Annotated in this window: 24 protein-coding genes; 1 reads left to right on the top strand and 23 read right to left on the bottom strand. The window is 50.4% G+C overall.

The features are described 5' to 3' along the window. Window positions 1-136: 136 nt before the first annotated feature. Window positions 137-1,339 carry a type II secretion system F family protein gene (locus LGS26_RS04975; protein WP_237887507.1) on the bottom strand — a complete coding sequence of 401 codons (1,203 nt, stop codon included), beginning with the start codon at window positions 1,337-1,339 and terminating at the stop codon, window positions 137-139. After that, the gene (locus LGS26_RS04970; protein ID WP_237887505.1) at window positions 1,339-2,988 is read right to left on the bottom strand and encodes a GspE/PulE family protein; all 1,650 of its coding nucleotides are present in this window, start codon (window positions 2,986-2,988) and stop codon (window positions 1,339-1,341) included. The genes LGS26_RS04975 and LGS26_RS04970 overlap by 1 nt, the downstream gene beginning before the upstream one ends. 177 nt (window positions 2,989-3,165) lie before the next feature. On the opposite strand from LGS26_RS04970, the gene rpsT reads away from it, so the two are divergent. After that, entirely contained in the window at window positions 3,166-3,450 is a 285-nt protein-coding gene (rpsT, locus tag LGS26_RS04965; protein WP_237887498.1) for a 30S ribosomal protein S20, read from the top strand. A 124-nt stretch (window positions 3,451-3,574) separates the two neighbouring features. Here the strand turns inward: rpsT and lptE are convergent, their stop codons facing one another. From lptE to LGS26_RS04860, 21 genes are all read right to left on the bottom strand, one after another. Further along, on the bottom strand, window positions 3,575-4,120 hold the full coding sequence (gene lptE / locus LGS26_RS04960) for an LPS assembly lipoprotein LptE (RefSeq protein WP_237887496.1): 546 nt from the start codon (window positions 4,118-4,120) through the stop codon (window positions 3,575-3,577). 14 nt (window positions 4,121-4,134) lie between these two features. After that, a complete protein-coding gene (leuS, locus tag LGS26_RS04955; protein WP_237887489.1) occupies window positions 4,135-6,636 on the bottom strand; it encodes a leucine--tRNA ligase in 2,502 nt (833 codons plus the stop codon). After that, a complete protein-coding gene (gene nusB / locus LGS26_RS04950; protein WP_237887483.1) occupies window positions 6,626-7,075 on the bottom strand; it encodes a transcription antitermination factor NusB in 450 nt (149 codons plus the stop codon). Before nusB ends, leuS begins: the two co-directional genes overlap by 11 nt. Next, window positions 7,076-7,549 (bottom strand): 6,7-dimethyl-8-ribityllumazine synthase, encoded by a 474-nt coding sequence (gene ribH, locus LGS26_RS04945; RefSeq protein ID WP_237887481.1) that lies wholly within the window; start codon window positions 7,547-7,549, stop codon window positions 7,076-7,078. It abuts the gene before it with no gap. Window positions 7,550-7,564: 15 nt separating this feature from the next. Then, on the bottom strand, window positions 7,565-8,776 hold the full coding sequence (locus tag LGS26_RS04940; protein ID WP_237887479.1) for a bifunctional 3,4-dihydroxy-2-butanone-4-phosphate synthase/GTP cyclohydrolase II: 1,212 nt from the start codon (window positions 8,774-8,776) through the stop codon (window positions 7,565-7,567). A gap of 46 nt (window positions 8,777-8,822) precedes the next feature. Next, complete coding sequence (locus LGS26_RS04935; RefSeq protein WP_237887477.1) at window positions 8,823-9,482, bottom strand: riboflavin synthase; 660 nt, start codon at window positions 9,480-9,482, stop codon at window positions 8,823-8,825. Continuing rightward, entirely contained in the window at window positions 9,467-10,618 is a 1,152-nt protein-coding gene (gene ribD / locus LGS26_RS04930) for a bifunctional diaminohydroxyphosphoribosylaminopyrimidine deaminase/5-amino-6-(5-phosphoribosylamino)uracil reductase RibD (RefSeq protein WP_237889796.1), read from the bottom strand. The genes LGS26_RS04935 and ribD overlap by 16 nt, the downstream gene beginning before the upstream one ends. After that, a complete protein-coding gene (gene nrdR / locus LGS26_RS04925; RefSeq protein ID WP_237889795.1) occupies window positions 10,593-11,063 on the bottom strand; it encodes a transcriptional regulator NrdR in 471 nt (156 codons plus the stop codon). The genes ribD and nrdR overlap by 26 nt, the downstream gene beginning before the upstream one ends. Then, window positions 11,060-11,545, bottom strand: coding sequence for a deoxycytidylate deaminase (locus LGS26_RS04920; protein WP_237889790.1), 486 nt, complete (start codon window positions 11,543-11,545; stop codon window positions 11,060-11,062). Before LGS26_RS04920 ends, nrdR begins: the two co-directional genes overlap by 4 nt. Before the next feature lie 64 nt (window positions 11,546-11,609). Further along, window positions 11,610-12,866, bottom strand: coding sequence for a serine hydroxymethyltransferase (locus LGS26_RS04915; protein WP_237889788.1), 1,257 nt, complete (start codon window positions 12,864-12,866; stop codon window positions 11,610-11,612). 42 nt (window positions 12,867-12,908) lie between these two features. Continuing rightward, entirely contained in the window at window positions 12,909-13,340 is a 432-nt protein-coding gene (gene rpiB, locus LGS26_RS04910) for a ribose 5-phosphate isomerase B (RefSeq protein WP_237889786.1), read from the bottom strand. Between the two features lie 44 nt (window positions 13,341-13,384). Continuing rightward, window positions 13,385-14,641: a beta-ketoacyl-ACP synthase II gene (gene fabF / locus LGS26_RS04905; protein WP_237889785.1), complete on the bottom strand. Its 1,257-nt coding sequence runs from the start codon at window positions 14,639-14,641 to the stop codon at window positions 13,385-13,387. A gap of 22 nt (window positions 14,642-14,663) precedes the next feature. Next, complete coding sequence (gene acpP, locus LGS26_RS04900) at window positions 14,664-14,900, bottom strand: acyl carrier protein (RefSeq protein WP_237889775.1); 237 nt, start codon at window positions 14,898-14,900, stop codon at window positions 14,664-14,666. A gap of 55 nt (window positions 14,901-14,955) precedes the next feature. Then, a complete protein-coding gene (gene fabG, locus LGS26_RS04895; RefSeq protein WP_237889774.1) occupies window positions 14,956-15,714 on the bottom strand; it encodes a 3-oxoacyl-[acyl-carrier-protein] reductase in 759 nt (252 codons plus the stop codon). A 2-nt stretch (window positions 15,715-15,716) separates the two neighbouring features. Beyond that, window positions 15,717-16,775 carry an electron transfer flavoprotein subunit alpha/FixB family protein gene (locus LGS26_RS04890; RefSeq protein ID WP_237889772.1) on the bottom strand — a complete coding sequence of 353 codons (1,059 nt, stop codon included), beginning with the start codon at window positions 16,773-16,775 and terminating at the stop codon, window positions 15,717-15,719. Window positions 16,776-16,808: 33 nt separating this feature from the next. After that, the gene (locus LGS26_RS04885) at window positions 16,809-17,600 is read right to left on the bottom strand and encodes an electron transfer flavoprotein subunit beta/FixA family protein (RefSeq protein WP_237889771.1); all 792 of its coding nucleotides are present in this window, start codon (window positions 17,598-17,600) and stop codon (window positions 16,809-16,811) included. A 26-nt stretch (window positions 17,601-17,626) separates the two neighbouring features. Beyond that, a complete protein-coding gene (locus LGS26_RS04880; RefSeq protein ID WP_237889769.1) occupies window positions 17,627-18,802 on the bottom strand; it encodes an acyl-CoA dehydrogenase family protein in 1,176 nt (391 codons plus the stop codon). Between the two features lie 75 nt (window positions 18,803-18,877). Further along, window positions 18,878-19,861: a beta-ketoacyl-ACP synthase III gene (locus tag LGS26_RS04875; protein ID WP_237889764.1), complete on the bottom strand. Its 984-nt coding sequence runs from the start codon at window positions 19,859-19,861 to the stop codon at window positions 18,878-18,880. 1 nt (window position 19,862) lies between these two features. After that, on the bottom strand, window positions 19,863-20,879 hold the full coding sequence (plsX, locus tag LGS26_RS04870; protein WP_237889762.1) for a phosphate acyltransferase PlsX: 1,017 nt from the start codon (window positions 20,877-20,879) through the stop codon (window positions 19,863-19,865). Between the two features lie 5 nt (window positions 20,880-20,884). After that, the gene (rpmF, locus tag LGS26_RS04865) at window positions 20,885-21,070 is read right to left on the bottom strand and encodes a 50S ribosomal protein L32 (RefSeq protein WP_237889758.1); all 186 of its coding nucleotides are present in this window, start codon (window positions 21,068-21,070) and stop codon (window positions 20,885-20,887) included. An 81-nt stretch (window positions 21,071-21,151) separates the two neighbouring features. Then, window positions 21,152-21,697 (bottom strand): YceD family protein, encoded by a 546-nt coding sequence (locus LGS26_RS04860; RefSeq protein WP_237889757.1) that lies wholly within the window; start codon window positions 21,695-21,697, stop codon window positions 21,152-21,154. Window positions 21,698-21,742: the final 45 nt, after the last annotated feature.

Here is a 21,742-nt window from a genome sequence, read left to right as displayed (position 1 = left end):
CGGCAAGATGAGATCTAGCCGGAAAAAAGAAATTCGGATCGGGAGAGAGCCGAAAAGGCGCATCCTTGAGACCGAAATAATTTATATAGTCAGGATATGAAGGCAATACCGAATTTTCCTTTTAATTAACTCGAAATCACTGAATTTTACTTATTATATCATATATCGGCCCTAAAAGTCCAAGGGCTATAACTACAAATATCAAACCGGCAAAAATGATTAAAGCTGGCTCTATCACCTTCGACATGGTCTCTACAAACTTGTTTACCTTGGAAAGGTAAAATTTCGCCAACAGAACGAGCTGATCCGGCATGTTCCCTGTCTGCTCACCTACCGAGATCATGCGCAATACAAACGGATCAAAGAGGCCAGTCTTGGAAAAGGAATCGAAGATGCCCCTTCCGCCCATAACACCCGCCTTTATCCCCCTTATACCATTCCTTATCACCCGATGGTTTATAGAAGCCTCCATAAGCTCGAGACCCCTTACAAAATTTATGCCGGCCGATGTTAGAAGCGCCAGATACTCAAAAAAAAATGCAAGCTGCGAGGACTTGATGATCCTTCCTATCAATGGAAAACGCGACCAGAAGAGATCCCAAAGGTATTTCACCCTCTCATTTCTCTTGGTTATTAAATAAATTATGACCCCCGCTATCAGCGGTATAAATGCCGCAGGCCACCATTTGTTAAAGAACTCCACTGTCTTTATAAGAATTATCGTGGCGAGCGGGGTCTTCTTTACCCCCATCTCCTTAAAGAGACCCAATATCTTGGGAAGGACATAGATCATCCAAAAGGCAAACGCCCCCAACATAGCCACAATGACAAAAGACGGATATATCATGGCCCTTTTTGTATTTGATACGATCTCCTCCACCCTCTCCAGATGAGCGGCTGCATCCTCAAGGGTCTGATCCAGCCCGCCCGTCTCCTCTCCGATACTTACAAGCGTGATGAGAAGCCTTGAAAAATAACGGCGGTTCGCATCCATCGCCTCGGAGAGGAGCTGTCCCTGATCAAGCCTCCTGAGGATATCCTTCAAGACCGAGGAAAAGGCCTTGTTGCCGGGACTCTTCGCCAAGTCTTCGATGGCCTGCCTTAAAGGGATGCCTCCTCTTATGAGGAGTGAGAGGTTTCTAAAAAATTCGGCGAGATCCGTGCGCTTGATCCAGCCGCCGAAATGAAATTTAAGTCTTAAGCGCCTGCGCCGGTATTTGATCAGGGCAAGACCCCTGCCGCGAAGCACCTCAAAAAGGCTGTCAATAGACGGAAACTCGCCTTCATCCTTTACGACGACGCCTGTACCGTCCACCGCCTCATATGAAAAATACGGCATCAACCCACCACCCTCTCTATCTCGTCAAAACTAGTCTCCCCATTTTTCACCTTTACGAGCGCCGCGTGCATCAAATCATTGAAACCCTCTTTTCTGGCCTGATCCTCTATTTTCCCCAAGGATGCGCCGTCTGCCACCAGCCTCAATATATCCTTACTAAATGGCAGTATCTCGGCAATCACCGTCCTGCCAAGATAACCGGTCCCTCTGCACTGTTTGCACCCGCCAGGCCTGAAATAACTCCCTCCAGTTGGAGGAAGGCCGTACCGGTTCAATATATCAGATGGCGGCACATAGGCCTCTTTACAGTAAGGGCACAGCCTCCTTACCAAACGCTGAGAGATTATGCCTACAAGGGAATTTGCCAGCAGAAAAGGAGTGATGCCGAGATCGCCGAGTCTTGCGAGCGCACCCATGGCGCTGTTGGCATGCAGGGTGGAGAGGACAAGATGACCTGTAAGCGCCGCCCTGACCGCAAATATAGCGGTCTCTTCGTCCCTTATCTCGCCTATCAGCATGACGTCGGGGTCTTGACGGAGAAATGTGCGGATTGCAGAGGCAAAATCATAACCAGCCTTTTCGTTTACCTGCGTCTGCCTGATCATCATGAATTCATACTCTATAGGGTCTTCAACTGTAAGTATGTTTTTGCTTATGACATCCTGCACCTTGAGCGCCGCATAGAGGCTTGTGGTCTTTCCACTCCCGGTAGGTCCTACCAAGAATATCATGCCGCAAGGATAAGAAAATAGCTGCCTCACAACGGCCAACTGCCCAGGCTCGAATCCGAGATCGGCAAGACCAAGGGTCTGCCCACCCCTTGAAGGCAAAATGCGGAGCACCATGTTCTCACCGAAATTGGTCCTAAGCGATGAGACCCTGATATCAAAGACGTCCCCTAGGAATTCAAACGACATACGGCCGTCCTGCGGCTTTCGCTGTTCAGCAATATCCATCCCGGCCCTTACCTTTATGTTCGTCACAAGCCTATTGTGGAAAACAGCCGGAAACACATAGGCGGATGTCATCATGCCATCCACCCTAAACATCACACGCGTAGATATACTGCTTGGCGTTATATGCACATCTGTGGCCCTTACACTTATCGCTGCGGAAAAGAGCATGTCAAGGAGCCTTGCAATATCTATATCGGCGTTTGGATTAAGCCTTGCCCTTGTAACAATGGTCTCTATAGCCTCCTCTACAGGATGCTCCAAGAGATAATAAAAACGTTCAACAAGTTTCTTCAGTTCGTCCCTTCCGCCTATATGAACAACCGCCGGAAACCCGGTAAGCCTAAAGATGATCTCTGCATATGTAGAGACATAGGGGTCGCTGACGGCGATATGCAGATTATTGTCTTTGATAAAAAGTGGCAGTATGAGGTTCTGCTTGGCCGTTTGGGCCGGAAGGCGCGAGAGCACGGCCGGATCGGGTGTAAACGCCCTGAGATCGATAAAAGACAGACCGCTCTGCTCGGCTAAGGCCCTTGCTATATCGGAGTCGCTCACAATGCCGAGCCTTATCAAGCACTCGCCTAGTTTCTCGCCAGTCGCCTTCTGTTCAGCTACGGCAAACTGTATCTGTGCGTCGGTCACTAGACCTGCGTCTTTAAGGAGTTTTCCGATCTGTGGGGCAGTGCCCGCCATAATAATCCCTCGCGTCTTTAATCGGTCTTGAATCCAATATCGGCACCATGAAATGATAAATTAAACCGTACACCATGCTTGAAATAACCATCATTATTGACACTTAAACGATACCATATTATAAAATAAAATCTCTTCTTGAGAAGAAAGACATAATAAAATTGCAAGGAGGTCCATTTGGCAAACCATAAATCAGCCCTTAAGAGGATGCGCCAGAATGAAAAACGCAGGCTTAGAAACAAGGCCAGAAAGACAAGGGTAAAGAACCTTGTAAAAACCGTCGAAAATGCCCTTACTACCGCCAAGCCCCAAGACATAGGGCATATCAAAAGACAACTTAGGGTCGCACAAAAAGGTATAGACAAGATCGCATCCACAGGCGCCATACACTGGAGAAAGGCAGCACGCCTCATATCACGCCTTACCAAAAAGACTAATGCCCTTGAAAAGGCTGCAAATTAGCAAACGAGCCAACCCAACCAACACACTTAAAAGATCCCAAAAAAAGAGTCCGCTTCAGACAAGATTGAAAATATGAACCGAACGCATGACTATCGAACCGAATCTACAGAGTCTGCAGAGATCTTTAAAATACGTCTGTTACCCTGTGATATATGAGCTCAGCCATATACCGGCTGAGCTCCTTTAACGCCTCCTCCTTGAAGCCTTCGGTCTGCATCGGCTCCTGTCCTACCAAAAAACCTTCGTCGCGCCTCAGATTGGTTGTCTGCCAGAGTACCTGGCCGGTCTTTCTGTCTATAATCCTAAGGGAACATTCAGCGCTTATCTGTCTCTCGATAGTTTGACTATATGTAAGAAAAGACAGCCCGGCAGTATCTACCCTAACTATATCGCCTTCCAATATTACATCGGCATCTTCTTTGGAGGCAAGGGCCAACCCGCCGCCTCTCAAAAATTCACGTCTCAATGCATCAGTAACCCACTGGCCGAGCAGGAGCTCATTACTGTGATTTGAAAATGGCGCTATATATATAGTCTTAATCCAGGAAGGGATCGCCTCGCTCCTCTCTACCCTATGATAGCCGCAAGCAGACAAGGATACGACAAGGAACGGCAACAATACTGCAAGACAAAATACTAAGGCCGTGCGGCATCTTTCCACGAAATCCATCTCCCCTTTAGGCATCAACCCACTATAAAGTTTACGAGTCTGCCCCTGACATGTATGACCTTTTTTATATCCTTGCCCTCAATGTGCCTCATGACGCCAGGATCGGACAAGGCTGCAGCCTCGATCGCCTTGTCTCCTGCGTTTCTGTGGACCTCTATGTTACCTCTCAGCCGTCCATTTACCTGGACGACTATGGATATGGTCTCGGACCTGAGGGCCGCTTCGTCCACCCTGGGCCATGATTCAAGACACACATAGCCTTCATGGCCGATCATCCGCCAAAGCTCATCACTTATGTGCGGCGTCATCGGAGAAAGGAGGATTATGGCGGCCTCTACAGCTTCTTTTATAACAGGCCATGACTGTTCATCGGCCGTTCCGTCGGCTTCATGCCTGTTTAGATATGCCGTTACGTCATTTATAAGCTCCATTACGGCGCTTATGGCCGTATTGAAGTGAAAACGCCTCTCTATGTCCTCTGTCACCCTTGCAATGGTCTCGTGGGTCTTTTGTCTGATCTTTTTTAGTTGGGGCAGATCGGCGACCGCCATGCGGATCGCTGCAGCATCGCCCTTTGTCCGCCTGAGTGCCTCAATATTATCCGTCACAAGAGACCAAAGGCGTTTTAGAAACCTATGTGAGCCCTCTATACCCTTATCGCTCCACTCAAGATCCTTCTCAGGCGGCGCGGCGAATAAGACAAAAAGGCGCACGGTATCAGCCCCATAGGCCTTTATCATCTCATCGGGATCAACGACGTTTCCCTTGGATTTGGACATCTTGGATCCTTCTTTGAGGACCATCCCTTGGGTAAGGAGATTTTTAAACGGCTCGCCCGCCGAAAGCCAGCCGAGATCTCTCAAAGCCTTTGTAAAGAACCTCGAATAGAGAAGATGCAATATGGCATGCTCGACCCCGCCTATATACTGGTCAACCGGAAGCCATCTGTCCACGCGTTCACGGTCAAGCGGTCTCTTGTCTTCATCCGGGCAGACATACCTGGCAAAATACCATGACGACTCGACGAATGTATCCATAGTATCCGTCTCGCGCCTAGCCTCACCGCTGCACCTCGGGCATCTGGTCTTGTAAAACGACTCCATCTCGGCAAGAGGCGAGCGACCCTGTGGATTAATCTGCGCATCGAGCGGGAGCCTTACGGGAAGCTCATCCGTTGGAACAGGCACGACCCCACACCTTTCGCAATAAACTATCGGTATAGGCGCTCCCCAGTAGCGCTGCCTTGAAATACCCCAGTCCCTGAGTCTGTATGTCACCTTCCTCCGCCCGACTCCCCTCTTCTCAAGGTGCCTTATGATAGCACCCTTTGCCTCATCGCTCTCCATGCCATCGAATTGGCCCGAATTTACGAGTCTGCCACCACCCTCCCATGCCTCCACCATCAAATCAGGCTTAAGCGACAGGCTGCCAGGCTGTATGACCACCTTGATCGGAAGACCGTATTTACCTGCAAACTCAAAATCCCTCTGATCATGAGCAGGGACGGCCATGACAGCGCCCGTGCCGTATTCCATTAGTACAAAGTTTGCAACATAAACAGGGACCCGCTCGCCCGTCAAGGGATGAAGCGCAAAGGCACCGGTAAAGACGCCATCTTTTTCCTTAAGCTCTCTGCGTTCCTTGGGCGGCATTCTTGACCAACGCTCGATAAAAGCGGATACGTGACCCTCCTTCCCGGCAGCCAGCTCAAGGGCCAACGGATGCTCGGGCGAAATACTCAAGAAGGTGACGCCAAAGATGGTGTCAGGTCTCGTGGTAAAGACGACGACCTCTTTATCCAGGCCGTCAATCACAAATCTTATCTCGACACCCTCACTCCTTCCGATCCAATTTCTTTGCATTGTCAGGACCTTTTCAGGCCAGCCGGCAAGTTTATTGCAATCCTTTAGAAGCTCCTCCGCATAGGCCGTTATCTTAAAAAACCAACCCTCGAGCTCCTTTTCGACAACTTGACTGCCGCACCTCCAACAGCTTCCATCTTCAACCTGCTCGTTGGCAAGGACGGTCTGACAGCCGTCACACCAGTTGACTTTTGATTTTTTGCGATAAACTAGGCCGCGTTCGAACATTTCAAGAAAAAAGAGCTGCTCCCAGCGGTAATATCGGGGATCGCAGGTGGCGATCTCTCTGGACCAGTCATAAGAGAGACCGAGACGTTTAAGTTGGCGTCTCATGTAATCGATATTCTCGTATGTCCAGTTGGCAGGATGTATCCCATGCTTGATGGCCGCATTCTCAGCAGGCAGCCCGAAGGCGTCCCAACCCATAGGGTGAAGGACGTTAAATCCCTGCATGCGTTTATAGCGGGCGATCACATCCCCAATAGTATAATTCCGGACATGACCCATATGTATGCGTCCGGATGGATATGGAAACATCTCAAGGCAATAATATCTCGGCCTTGGATCGTGGTCGGGCGTGCGAAAAAGTCTTTTTATCTCCCACTCTTCCTGCCACCGCCTTTCGATCTCCTCAAATGCGTATTTAAATTCCATCTCTCCCCTGTCCTATTCCGTCTATCTCTTTCAAGATCGCATCAAGTATACCGTTTATAAACGCAGCGGAGTCGTCGCTTCCAAACCTCTTTGCAAGCTCCACTGCCTCATTTATAGCCACTTTAGGGGGTATATCCCTGCAATAGCAAAGCTCGAATACCCCAAGCCTCAGGATGTTCCTGTCAACCAGGGCAATGCGGTCGAACCTCCAGCCCTTGGCCTTTTTTGATATAAAGTTGTCTAACTCGCGCCTGTGTTCAAATATCCCTGTTATGAGATCTTCGGCAAAGGAGAGCGCCACATCATCTTTCTCGAAGGTCTTGGCCGACAGGCCATCTCTGTATTCATCTATAAGCTCCCGCCCATCTTTTGAAGGATCCCATTCCGCCTGATAGAGCAACTGGAGGGCGATCTCCCTGCCCAGTCTCCTACTTGACATCTATACGCCAAACCCCCTCAGGAGATTCACCATTTCTATCACCGCCAACGCCGAATCCCAGCCCTTGTTGCCCGACTTAGTGCCAGCCCTCTCAATGGCCTGCTCGATACTATCTGTAGTAAGTATCCCAAATCCTATCGGACAATCAGACTGAAGCGCCACTTGGGCCACACCTTTCGAGGCCTCGGCAGCCACATATTCAAAATGCGGCGTCGCCCCCCTTATTATGCAGCCAAGACACAAAACCCCGTCACAGCGACCGCTTGCAGCAAACATCTTCGCTGCAAGCGGTATCTCGAATGCCCCTGGCACCCAAGCGATCTCTATATCGTCTTCACGCGCCCCATGCCTTACAAGGGCATCAACGGCACCGCTCAGGAGCTTGCTTGATATGAACTCGTTGAATCTTGCCACTACGATCCCAATATGCATACCGCTGGCATCGAGATGCCCCTCATATGTCTTTACCGACATCGTCCCCTCCTTAAATTATTCGACCCTGAGAAGATGACCCATCTTCTCTTTCTTGCACTTTAGGTAATTGATGTTTTCCTCTTGCGGGGCTATCTCGATGGGAACCCTCTCAACCACCTTTAACCCATAACCCTCAAGCCCGACGATCTTTTTAGGATTATTGGTCATCAATCTCATGCGCCTAACCCCAAGATCCCTCAATATCTGCGCCCCAATGCCATAATCCCTTAAATCCGCCTTGAATCCAAGTTCATAATTGGCCTCGACAGTATCTCTGCCTTGGTCCTGAAGGCAATAGGCCTTAAGTTTGTTAATAAGCCCTATGCCGCGGCCCTCCTGTCTCATATAGAGGACTACGCCGCGGCCCTCTTTGGCGATCCTGCTCATAGCGGTTTGCAGCTGCGGACCGCAATCGCATCTCAATGAGCCAAAAACGTCGCCGGTCAGACACTCCGAATGGACGCGCACCATAATCTCTTCATCCTGGCCTATCTCATCGTTGCCTAGCACGAGCGCCAGGTGGTGCTTTTGGTCCAGAAGGCTGCTGTATGCGATAAGCCTCCACTCTCCACCGAATCTAGACGGAAGCTTGGTCTCTACCTCCCTCTTTACAAAACTCTCGGTATGGAGGCGATATGCAATCAGATCCGCTATCGTGGCTATCTTGAGGCCGTGCTCCCTAGCAAAGACGTCGAGGTCGGGCATCCGCGCCATATCGCCGTCATCCCTCATTATTTCGCATATGACGCCTGCAGGCTTTAGACCTGCAAGCCTGGCCAGATCCACCGAGCCCTCGGTTTGTCCAGCCCTCACAAGGACACCGCCATCCCTCGCCTTAAGTGGAAAAACATGACCCGGCGTGACCAGATCCTCAGGTTTTGCATCGTCTTTTATGGCCGTCAATATAGTGGTGGCCCTATCATAGGCGGAAATGCCGGTTGTAACGCCTCTTGCTGCCTCGATGGATACCGTAAAGGCCGTGCCATATTTGGCGGTATTGTTTGCAACCATCATGGGCAACTTAAGGGCTTCGACCTTGTCAGCGGTAAGCGCCAGACATATAAGTCCTCTTCCATACTTAGCCATGAAATTTATGGCCTCTGGTGTGACCTTCTCCGCAGCCATGGCAAGGTCCCCTTCGTTTTCACGATCTTCATCATCAACGAGGATGACCATCTTACCTTCCCTTATATCTTCCAATACCTCTTCAATTGGAGATACCGCCATATTCGATCCACCTCTTCAAACAAATTCAAACAAAAACAACGCCTTTTTATATAAAACCGTAACGGGCGAGAAACGCTTGATCCAGCCCTGCACCCCCTTTTTTATCGCGGTCACGGTCCACAGGCACAAGCAATTTTTCAATATACTTCCCAACGAGATCAAGCTCAATATTGACCTTTTCCCCTGTCCTCCGCCGTCCGAGCGTAGTTATACGGGCTGTATGAGGGATGACAGAGACTGAAAAGACGCCATTCGAACAACCGTTTACAGTCAAGCTGACGCCATCCACAGCTATGGAACCCTTTTCTATGATGTATCTGTCGAAACCATTGGGCACGGCCACTGTAAATATGACAAAGCCCCCAATGGATCTCTTTTCTATCACGCGCCCGACACCATCTATGTGACCGCTCACCAAGTGCCCACCAAGCCTGTCAGAGAACCTAACGGCACGCTCTAAATTCACCATGTCCCCCGGTCTCAAATCGCCGAGATTGGATCTGGAGAGGGTTTCAGGCGAGACATCAGCACTGAACATGCCGGACGAAACCCCAAGGGCCGTTAGACAGACGCCGTTTACTGCTATACTCTCACCCTCCCTTGGATCATCAAGTTCGAAATTGGGCTCGATCGCAAAGACCAAACCGTTCCCTTTCGGCGACACGGCCTTCACCCGCCCCAAACCTTCGACTATGCCCGTGAACACTTACGCCTCCAAAACCTGTCGAGTTCCGTAACAAGGCCATGGACAAGCCAATTGTCTTCAAATCTACGATGCGTTATAAATTTCAACCTAGGGGCTGCATCAAGACGGCTTACGCCACTGCCGCCTATAGCAGGATATGCATCCTCGCCTCCAATTATGATCGGCGCATAAAAGAAAAATGCCTCATCAATCAGGCCCTTGTCCCAAAATGCGCCATGGATCGCAGCCCCACCCTCAATCAATACTGACTGAAGGCCCATCTCCCCCATCTTTTTAAGAACTGCACCTATATCAGGCCTTCCACATCTATTAGAGGGCATCAGCCAGACCTCTGCACCTATTTCTTCAAGGGCCTTTTTCTTCTCGGAACTGGCACGCCCTTCCGCACCGACCACCACCGTCAAACCGGGCTGATTCAGCACCCTACTTCCAAGGTCAATCCTAAGGCCACTGTCCAGTACAAACCTTACCGGACACCTGGCCGTCTTGCCGCTTATCCTTACCGTAAGCCTGGGATCATCAGCAGCAACGGTCCCAATACCCACGAGTATCGCATCGCTTATGGCACGAAGACCATGCCCTGCACTACGCGCACGATCATTGGTTATCCACCTCGACTCGCTCGTTCTTGTCGCTATCCTGCCATCGAGGCTCATGGCAGCCTTGGCCCTCACCCACGGGAACCCGGTCACGGCATGCTTGGCAAAAGGGGCAAGGACAATCCGGCATTCGTCTTCCATACAACCCAAACTGACCTCAATGCCCATTGAGCGCAGAAATTCTGCGCCGCCGCCTGTTACATTCGGATTTGGATCCGCTGCGCCTATTACGACCCTTTGTATCCCGGCCTCAAGGATGGCCTTGGTGCAAGGTGGCGTGCGGCCGTAATGATTGCATGGCTCAAGGGTTACGTAGATCACGCCTCCTCTAGCCGCCTCACCCGCAACATTAATTGCATTGACCTCTGCATGAGGGGCGCCAGCCCTTTGATGATAACCCTCGCCCACTATAACACCATCTTTTACCACCACAGCACCCACGGCAGGGTTAGGGCTGGTCTGTCCAAGCCCCTTTTTGGCCAATCTCAAGGCCCTTTGCATGAACCTTTCGTCAAGACTTTTTACATTTTTCTTCATGCAACATCTCTAGGAGCTGTTCCATAAACTCATTCAGGTCTTTAAACTGTCTATATACAGAGGCAAACCTTACATAGGCCACATCATCCCATTCTTTAAGCCTCTCCATAACCCTTTCTCCTATCAGGCTGCTTGGCACCTCACGTTCGCCTCGTTCCTGCATCTCACCTTCCAGTTCGGTCACAAATGCCTCCACCTGATCCACGCTTACAGGCCGCTTTTCACAGGCTTTCATTATCCCATCTATCACCTTCCTACGGTCAAATGGCTCACGCCTCCCATCTTTTTTTACCACCATAGGTTGGAATTCCTCAACCCTTTCATAGGTGGTGAAGCGCCCGCCACACGATATGCACTCCCTACGCCTTCGTATTGAACGGCCGTCGCGGCCCAATCTTGAATCAATAACCCTTGAATCAGAGGCACTGCAAAACGGGCACTTCATGAGACCTCTCCCCGGTCCAATTGGACAGGCAGGGCAAGCTTGATAAGCTCTATGCCAGCCTCTTCAAGCATAGCGCGAGACATGGGGTCTCTATAGCCTTCTGCATAATAAATAGAATGAACGCCTGCATTTATAAGCATTTTAGTACATATTGCACACGGAAGATTAGTGCAATAGAGGGTGGAGCCTGCTATGGCCGTCCCATAATACGCTGCCTGGACTATAACGTTTTGTTCGGCATGGAGGGCGCGGCACAATTCATGTCTCTCTCCCGAGGGGATATTAAGCTCCTCCCTCAGACAACCTATTTCAAGACAATGTTTGAGCCCGCTCGGCGCACCGTTATAACCTGTGCACAGGATCCGCCTATCTTTTACAAGGACGGCGCCCACCTTTCTACGGAGACAGGTGGAACGCCCCGCGACCAGCCTTGCAATAGACATAAAATAGACATCCCACGGCGGCCTTGAGTCTTTATCCATATGTCATCCAGCTAACGCCCCCTTCGTCAGGATATGACAAGAGGGCCGAGAGGTTGGAAAAGGCCTAGCGCCATCTATCCTTCAACCCGACATAGACTGGAAACCGCCTGCAGATATCTGCAACCTTCAGCCTTATCTCTTTGGCAATCCTCGTGTCTTTAGGCCTTGAAATAAGCTCTGAGATATAACCTGCTATCTCTTTCATCTCTTCGGCCCCCAACCCCCTTGTTGTAACAGCCGGCGTCCCGATGCGGATGCCGCTTGTCACCCTGGGCGGTTTGGTATCAAATGGGATTGCATTCTTGTTGACAGTTATACCAGCCAATTCAAGGATCTCCTCCGCTTCGGCACCTGTCACCCCCTTGTTTGAAAGGTCTACAAGGACAAGATGATTGTCCGTGCCGCCCGAGACGAGGCGAAAGCCGTTATCAACAAGCGCCGCCGCAAGTGCGCTCGCATTGGCGACTATCCTCTGCTGGTAGCTCTTAAACTCAGGGCTAAGGGCCTCTTTGAATGCAACCGCCTTGGCCGCTATCACATGCATGAGCGGCCCTCCCTGGATACCAGGGAATATCTGGCTGTTTATAAGTCTGGCATATTTCTCAGTGGAGAGGATAAAACCGCCCCGTGGACCCCTCAAGGTCTTGTGGGTTGTTGAGGTAATAAAATCGGCAAATGGAATGGGCGATGGATGGATACCGGCCGCGACCAATCCTGCAATATGGGCCATATCGACCATAAGATATGCCCCCACTTCATCTGCAACCGTCCTAAAGGCCGCAAAGTCCAAGGTCCTTGGGTAGGCACTGGCTCCTACAACTATAATCCTTGGCCTATGCTCCCTGGCAAGCCTTAAGACCTCATCCATGTCTATAGTCTCTGTCTCTCGACTAACGCCGTAATGTACGACCTTGTAGAGTCTGCCTGAAAAATTGACAGATGAACCGTGCGACAAATGCCCACCATGCGCAAGATTCATAGAAAGGATGACATCGCCTGGATGAAGCACTGCAAAATATACAGCCATATTCGCCTGGGTGCCTGAGTGCGGCTGGACGTTCGCATATTCGGAGCCAAACAACAGATTAAGACGGCCTATGGCGAGGTTTTCAATTACATCCACGTTTTCGCAGCCGCCATAATATCTCTTGGCAGGATAACCCTCGGCATATTTATTTATAAGAACACTGCCCTCGGCCTCCATTACCGCCTCGCTTGCCAGATTCTCGGAGGCTATCATCTCAAGCTGCCCTGTCTGTCTCTCAAGCTCGGCCCTTATCGCCCGAAACACGTCAGGATCAACTTCTTTTAGATGTTGCACATTTCTCTCCAATCCGACAGGACTGGGCTGCCTGTCAAAAAACTATTTCTGATCTATCATAGCCAATCTGCAGGCATGACGACCACCGGCAAACTGGGTGGAAAGCCAGCATTTTACCATCTCTTCCGCTATCGCCGGACCAACCACTCTGCCGCCCATGCAAAGTATGTTTGCATCATTGTGTTCACGACTCATACGAGCCGTATATATCTCATGACACAAGGCCGCCCTAATACCACGGGTCCTGTTCGCCATTATAGACATACCTATGCCAGTCCCGCAGATAAGGATCCCCCGCTCAGCCATACCCGATGCGACAAGACCAACCACCATCCGACCTATCTCAGGATAATTTACAGGCTCTTTTGAATAACACCCGATGTCTTTGATCTCATGTCCAAGACCCTTTATGATATCTTTCAGGGTCTCTTTCAGATCAAAACCGCCATGATCCGCCCCGATTGCTATCTTCATAGACCCTTTAGATCAAACCCCCATATTTTTTGAAGACTGATACCTTACTTTTCTTCATAGCGCCTGAACACAAGAACGGCATTCGTCCCACCGAAACCGAATGAATTGGACATTACAACTTTTATATCACCGCGCCTTGCAACGTTCGGCACATAATCGAGGTCACACTCAGGATCAGGATTTTCATAATTTATCGTCGGCGGGATAATCCCTTCCTCAATGGTCTTTACCGAGAACACCGCCTCGATTCCGCCTGCACCCCCGAGAAGATGGCCCGTCATGGACTTGGTGGAACTTATGGGTATCTTCCCCGCCTTCTCCTTGAACACGGCCTTAACTGCTCTGGTTTCACACACATCATTAAGTGGCGTGCTTGTACCATGGGCATTTATATAGTCTATGTCCCTATAGCTGAGTCCGGCATCATCAAGGGCCATCTGCATGCACCTCGCAGCCCCCTCCCCGTCATCCGGCGGGGCCGTCATATGAAAGGCATCACCTGTAAGGCCATATCCGACTATCTCAGAACGTATATGGGCCCCGCGCTTAATGGCGTGATCAAGCCCTTCTATGACAAGCATGCCTGCGCCCTCGCCTATTACAAACCCGTCACGGTCCCTCTCAAAAGGCCTTGACGCCCTCTCAGGCTCATTGTTTCTTACGGACAAGGCCTTTAATGATGCAAACCCGCTGAGTGCGAGAGGGGTAATCACCGATTCCGTTCCACCGCAGATCATGACATCCGCGTCACCCCTTTGGATGGTCTTGAACGCCTCACCGATGGCATGGGTCCCTGCAGCGCAGGCCGTGCACAGCACCGTATTGGGCCCCTTTGCACCGAAAATTATAGATATCTGGCCTGATGCCATATTGGGTATGGCCATAGGGATAAAAAACGGGCTCACCCTCCCCGGCCCTTTCTGTACAAGGATATCTCTATAGTGTTCAATAGTCCCGAGCCCACCAAGACCGCAACCGGTTATGACACCGCATCTAGGGGCCAATTCGGCCGATATCTCAAGTCCCGCGTCTTCCATCGCCATCTTCGTTCCGACCAGGGCATAAGCTACAAATAAATCTATACGCTTGACAAGCTTTGCAGGAAAAAAATCCGCCGGCTCAAACCCTTTGACCTCACCTGCTATCTGACAATCATAACCACTTGCATCAAAACGTGTAACCGGACCTATGCCGCTCTTCCCAGCCACTAGATTCGCCCAGCTCAAATCCACCCCTATCCCAAGGGGGCTGATAAGGCCAAGCCCTGTCACCACCACGCGCCGCTTCTGAGGATTTGCCATATTCTACCCTGATCTTGAAAAATTACTTGCCAGAATGGGCCTTTATGAAATCTATGGCGTTTTGTACAGTCTGCATCTTTTCGGCATCTTCATCTGCTATCTCGATCCCAAACTCCTCCTCCATAGCCATAACCAGTTCTACGAGATCAAGAGAATCAGCGCCCAAATCATCCACGAACGAGGCTGACGGCACGACCTTTTCCTTGGCCACGCTCAGCTGGCTGGCAATAATGTCAACCATCTTATTTTCTATGTCCATCTTTTGTTCAAACCTCCTTAAAATTTGAATTATATACTGTCCAGATCAAAACTCCTTAGTCGCAGAACAATCCTCCGTTTACATGCAACACATGACCTGTGATATATGAAGCCCCATCGGAGGAAAGAAAGGCCACCGCCTCGGCCACATCTTCAACTCTACCCATCCTACCCATGGGTATATGCGCGAGCAACTGCTCTCGGATCTTATCCGACAACCCTGCGGTCATGTCGGTATCTATAAAACCAGGTGACACCACATTGGCCGTGATACCCCTTGACGCCACCTCAAGCGCTATAGATCTCGTAAGACCCTCAAGCCCGGCCTTTGCAGCCGCGTAATTAGCCTGGCCTGCGTTCCCCATGGTACCCACTACAGAACCTATATTTACAATACGCCCCCATCTCTGCTTCATCATGGCCGTTAGGGCAGACTGGATGCAGTTGAAGGCGCCTGTCAGGTTTATGGATATGACGCTATCCCAATCCTCTTGCTTCATCCGCACGGCAAGATTGTCTCTCGCTATGCCAGCATTGTTGACCAGTATATGAAGCGCACCGGCATCTGATATCAATCTCTTTATGGAATCTGACGCGGCGCCTCTGTCGGATACATCAAATGGCAGCAGAGATGCACGGCCACCTGAACGTGTTATTTCATCCATTACAGTCCTTGCCGCCGCCTCATTATTTGCATAATTTATAAAAACACGCGCACCCAGACTAGCCAGTTTAAGGCAGATGGCCCGACCTATACCCCTTGAACCGCCTGTGACCAGGGCAATCTTATCCTTCAATATCTGTTCACAACCCATCTCTAACCACCTCTCCGGTTTTTATGCCTTATCCGCCTTATCAACTCGGGTACGATGTCCCTAAAATCACCTACAAGGCCATATGTGGACAGACCAAATATCGGTGCATCTGGATCCTTATTGATAGCAACAATGACCCCTGCGCCTTTTATGCCAGCGGTATGTTGAACCGCCCCTGAAACGCCGATGCCAATATAGAGTCTCGGAGATATGCTCACCCCCGACTGGCCGACCTGCAGCTTTTCAGGGAGCAACCCTGCGTCTACAACAGGTCTGGTCCCGCCCACGACACCGCCCAACACCTCGGCAAGCTCCTTCACAAGTGCCATATCCTTATCGTTCTCCACCCCACGGCCGGCAACTACGACGACCTTGGCGCCATAGAGGTCGTTCTCGGCAACGGCCTTCTCCTTTATGGATTCGATCACCCTGACCCTATGCAAGAACCACTCTCCTTCAAGTCTTATAAAAACGGTCTCGCCGTGACGCCTTGGGTCGTCTTGACCCTTTTTAAAGACATGCGGTCTCACTGTGGCCATCTGCGGCCTGCGAGTCGGACATGCGATCGTTACGAACAGATTGCCGCCCCAGCCAGGTCTTGTCTGCAAAAGCGTCCTGTCTTCGACGTTCACATCAAGATCCATGCAATCAGCGGTAAGCCCTGTCTCTAGAAGGGTTGCGACCCTCGGTATATATGCCCGCCCAGCCAAAGTAGCGCCTGCAAGTATGATTTCCGGTCTATATCTGCGTGCAAGCCCTGCCAGAACACTTGAATATACCTCTTCAGTAAACGGAGCAAGCTCGGGATGTTCAACCACAAAGACCTTATCAGCCCCATGCCTTATGAGCGTCTCAGCGGCCCATGATACGTCTGAACCCATCAATATGGCTGTAACGTGCGTATCGAGCTTGTCCGCAAGGATTCGACCCTTGGCAATGAGCTCAAGGATGATATCATTCAATTTGTTGTCCGGACACTCGGCGGCCACCCATAACCCGCGCCACGGATTCACCCCACCGTCTTTGACGCATACATCTTTTTCTAAAGAAATATCTTGCATCCCCTGACCTTAGATCCAATAACCATCTACCGACTAAAGCAAATTTGCATCTTTGAGCCTCTTCACCAAGGCATCCGCCTGTTCTTCCGCAGTCCCCGAAAGCATCTCACCTTTTGCGTCAAAACCTTTGACATAGGTTGAGAGCACGCGTGTAGGCGACCCATTCAGGCCTATTTTCTCAGGATCAACCTGGATGTCGTCTGCATCCCAGACAATCACCCCTGTCTTTTTAGCCCTAATCTTACCCTTTAAAGAAGGTAGTCTCGGCTTATTGATAGAAGGCAAGACAGTCGCAAGAAAAGGTGGCTCGATTTCAACGATATCGCAACCCAAATCAGTCTCACGCCTGAGTCTGAACATACCGCCTTCAACCAATCTCATCTCCTCCACATATGCAACACTTGGTATACCAAGTCTTGCAGCAAGACCAGGCCCGACCTGAGCTGTATCGCCGTCAAGTGACTGTTTGCCGCACAGCACAATATCAAATGCCCCAAGTCTCTCTATGGCCTTGGCAAGGATATAAGTAGTCGCAAGTGTATCAGAACCAGCAAAGGCGCGGTCTGAAAGGAGCACACCTTTATCAACGCCCATCGCCATCGCCTCCATCAAGGCCTCTTTAGCCTGAGGCGGACCCATCGAAACCGCCGTGATCTCGCCGCCAACGGCATCTTTGAGCCCGAGACCAGCCTCGAGGGCGTTTAAGTCCACAGGATTTATCACTGCACCAACTCCGTCTCTTATCAGAGTCCCCGTCTTTGGATCAAATCTGACTGTTTTTACATCAGGCACCTGTTTTATACAGACGATTATATTGAATGGCATAGAATGAAAAATGCAAACAGGCTGGATCAATTTCCGCAACCCCTGATTGCATACTCCTTATTTATAGCCTGGCCTATCACGTTTCTTAATATCTGGTTCGTGCCTTCATATATCTGAAGGACCTTCGCATCCCGCATCATCTTTTCGACAGGGTAGTCCTTCATGTAGCCATAACCACCGAGTATCTGAACTGCATCGGTCGTCGCCTTCATAGCCATATCGGTCGGAAACAACTTGGCCATCGCCGAGAGTTTGGCGAAGTCCTTGGCCCCTGCATCAATGGTCCTCGCCACCGCATAGACCAAGGCGCGGGATGCCTCTATCTGAGTCACCATATCAGCCAGCATATGCTGAATGGCCTGAAAAGACATGATAGACTGGCCGAACTGGATGCGCTCCTTTGCATATTTCAACGCCTCATCAAAGGCGGCCTGCGCAAGACCTACACCTATAGCGCCGATACCAGGACGGGCAAGGTCAAGGGTCCTCATGGCGATTATAAAACCCTGTCCCCTCTTTCCCAATACACGATCTTTGGGTATTCTGCAGTCATTGAATATTAACTCACGTGTCGATGAGGCCCTGAGGCCCATCTTGCGCTCCTTTTTACCGAAGCCTAAACCCGGATCCCCTTTCTCCACAATAAAAGCGGTGGCACCGCGTGCCCCCTTGTTTCTGTCCGTAAGCGCAATGATCGTATATATATCTGCCTCCCCTCCACTCGTAATCCACTGCTTTGTCCCGTTCAAAACCCATGACCCGCCTTCTTCGACCGCCGTAGTCTGGATGGCGGCCACATCACTACCTGCATTTGCTTCGGTAAGACCAAAGGCCGACAGACGCCTGCCTGAAGCTATATCCGGCAGATATCTAGCCTTCTGTTCCTCGGAACCGAAGAGCAGTATAGGATAACCACCAAGGGCGCTAGCCGCGAATGTAGTCGTCACAGCTATACAACCATAGGCCAGCTCTTCAAGTGCAAGACACATCTCAAAACACCCTGCACCAAGGCCACCATAGGCCTCTGGTATATAAAGGCCGAACAGATCGGCCTGCGCAAGGTCTTTTATAATATCCCACGGAAATTCCTCTTTTTCATCCAATTCGGCCCGGACAGGGACGATCTTTTCTCTTGATATCTTGCGGGCCAATTCAACGATCATCTGCTGCTCTTCGGTCAAAAAATAATTAACTTGGGCCATAGTTTGAATCCTTTATTGATATTTATTAAAGGTGCCTAACTCCGCTTAATTAATAAGGATTTAATCACCTTGCATTTACCAGCGCATTGCCAATGACCCCCAGGTAAAACCGCCCCCGAAGGCCACCATCAGCAGCTTAGAGCCGGGCAAAAGCAATCTTGAACGATTCGCCTCGTCAAGCGCTATCGGAATGCTTGCCGCCGAGGTATTACCATACTTGTGTATATTGATAAAGACCTTATCTGTTGTAAGTCCTAGCTTTTCCCTAAGAAAATCGAGTATACGCATGTTTGCCTGGTGCGCTATCAGAAGATCCACCTGATCTGTTGTCCAGCCATTTGCATTGAGCGCCTCCCAGGCCACAGACTCAAGGGCCTTGACTGCATGCTTGAATACCTCCCTGCCCTGCATCTGAATATACTGCCAGCCCAGCTCGAGCATCTCCATGGTTACGGGATGGGCCGTGCCGAGACCTTTGATGGTCAAGAGATCTCCCAAGGCGCCATCCGCATGGAGATGGGTCGAAAGTATGCCTCTGTCTTCCTTAGTGCCCGTGACAACCGCCGCCCCTGCACCGTCTCCAAACAATACACATGTAGTCCTATCTGTCCAATTGACGCGTCTTGAAAGCACCTCACTGCCGATCACAAGTATCTTCATTTTGCGGTTGTCGCGAATAAACTTGTCGGCTATAGAAAGGCCATAGATGAAACCGGAACATGTAGCAGACAAGTCGAATGCACCCGCCTTTTTGGCGCCAAGCTCTTTCTGGACAAGACATGCTACGGACGGCATTGGCGTATCAGGCGTAAGAGTACCGACTATGATGAGATCTAGTTCCTGCGGGCGGACTCCAGCCATTTCGAGTGCGTTCTTTGCAGCCCTAGTGGCAAGAAAGGAATTGGTCTCCCCTTCGCCGACTATATAACGCTGTTCTATACCGGTCCTTGTCTTTATCCACTCATCGCTCGTCTCCACCATAGCCTCTAGGTCTCTATTCGTGAGAAGTCGGCTGGGGAGGGCTGATCCTGTCCCTATTATGATGGCCCGATTAGGCATTTCAGGTCACTGCACTCGATAGTCTTATAGGATCTCTTCCTATGGCCTCGGCAATCTGGCCCGAGAGATCGGCCATGGCAAGCTCGTGGGCCATACATACGGCGTTCTTGACAGCCTTAACACCGGAACGGCCATGACATATGATAGCTACGCCTTTTATCCCCAGAAGGGGCGCACCACCATATTCTGAATAATCAACGCGTTTCTTAAACCTTTGAAAGGCATTCCAGGCAAGCCTGTACCCTATCTTGGCCATGAAACTCCTCTTCATCTCAGCCCTCAACATAATAAGCGCAGCCTCTGCAAAACCCTCACTAAGCTTCAAACAGATATTGCCCACAAAACCGTCACAGACGACTACATCCACCTCGCCCTTGAATACATCCCTGCCCTCAACATTGCCCACAAAATTCAAACCGCTTGCAGAAAGGAGATCATAGGCGCGCCTTACCTGAAGGTTGCCCTTTGACCCCTCCTCCCCTATGCTCATCAATCCGACCCTTGGTCTAGTCCTGGTCTTCGCCACCTTGCTGGCAAAGACCGCCCCCATTATGCCAAACTGAAGTAGATGATGGGGTTTGCAGTCCACGTTGGCGCCGACATCTATCATGACAACCGGATCTTTAAGGGTCGGCATCATAGTTGCAATGGCCGGCCTGACGCTGTTTATCCTGTCAAGCGTAACCATAGCAGTGGCAAGGGTCGCTCCTGAATTGCCAGCACTTACTACAGCCTGCGCCTCACCCCTAGCTGCAAGCTCAAAAGCGACCCTGATTGTTGAATCCTTCTTGCGCCGCAATGAATCAGCCGGGGATTCCTTCATTTCAACCACCTGGGAAGCTGGATATATGTCTATAGGAAGGCCAGTGGCACCAATGCGTTCCAAGTGTTTCCTGATCAAATCTTCACGGCCGACCAGCGTGATCTCTATACCCTTTTCCCTAGCAGCCGCAACGGCCCCTTCAATCAAGACCCTTGGGCCGTTGTCGCCTCCCATGGCGTCAACCGCTACCTTCATGGTTATTAAGAAATATCTTCTTTCTGATTAAAAACCTTGCCCTTATATGTCCCACACTGAGGGCATATCCTATGCGAGAGCTTGGGTTCAGTGCATTGCGGACATGCAGAAAAACACGGAGGGGTCAACGAATCATGAGAACGACGGTTTCCCCTCCTTGCTCTGGATGGTTTCTTCTTCGGGATGCCCATTTATAATTACCTCCATAAAAAATATTATCGAGTGCCAAAATTCTACATATAACCCAAGTGCATGCATCTCATGATGCCCGATCAAGGTCGCATCTTCAATCCCTTTAAAACAGTAAAGGGGCCCTGTTTTATATCTTTTTCACAGTGGCATGCCTCTTTGTTGAGATCGGCCCCACATGAAGGACATATCCCTTTGCAGCCATCATTGCACAACCTCCGAAAAGGTATCTGAAGCAAGATCTGTTCCCTCAATATCTCGCCAAAAGGGACATCTTTCCCATTGTAAGTCAATATCTCCGCATCTTTTCCTTTTGCTGCCGCATCAAACCCTTCCTTTTCAAGGGACTGTGGGATCAGCAGATAAGAAAAAGCCGCATCTATATCTAACTGATATGGATTCAGGCAGCGGTCGCAAACCAGGTTCACTGCGGCCTTGACAGAACCCTGAAGATATATCAGGCCGTCCACTCTATTAAGACAGACATCGGCCCCCACCGGCCCTGCAAGGGCCGGGTCGTCCTGATCAGACAGGATATTAGATACGTCGTCGCAATGGACACATAGACCCTCTTCGGGGATATCTTCTATAGATATCAGATACCTGTCAGGGTATGTAATTTTATCCATATTACTTTAAGATATCTCAACCTGCCTGGCCGGTCGATACGCGCG

The sequence above is a fragment of the Dissulfurimicrobium hydrothermale genome (assembly GCF_022026155.1).
Lineage (GTDB): Bacteria > Desulfobacterota > Dissulfuribacteria > Dissulfuribacterales > Sh68 > Dissulfurimicrobium > Dissulfurimicrobium hydrothermale.
This window is presented reverse-complemented; position numbering and strand designations above follow the sequence as displayed.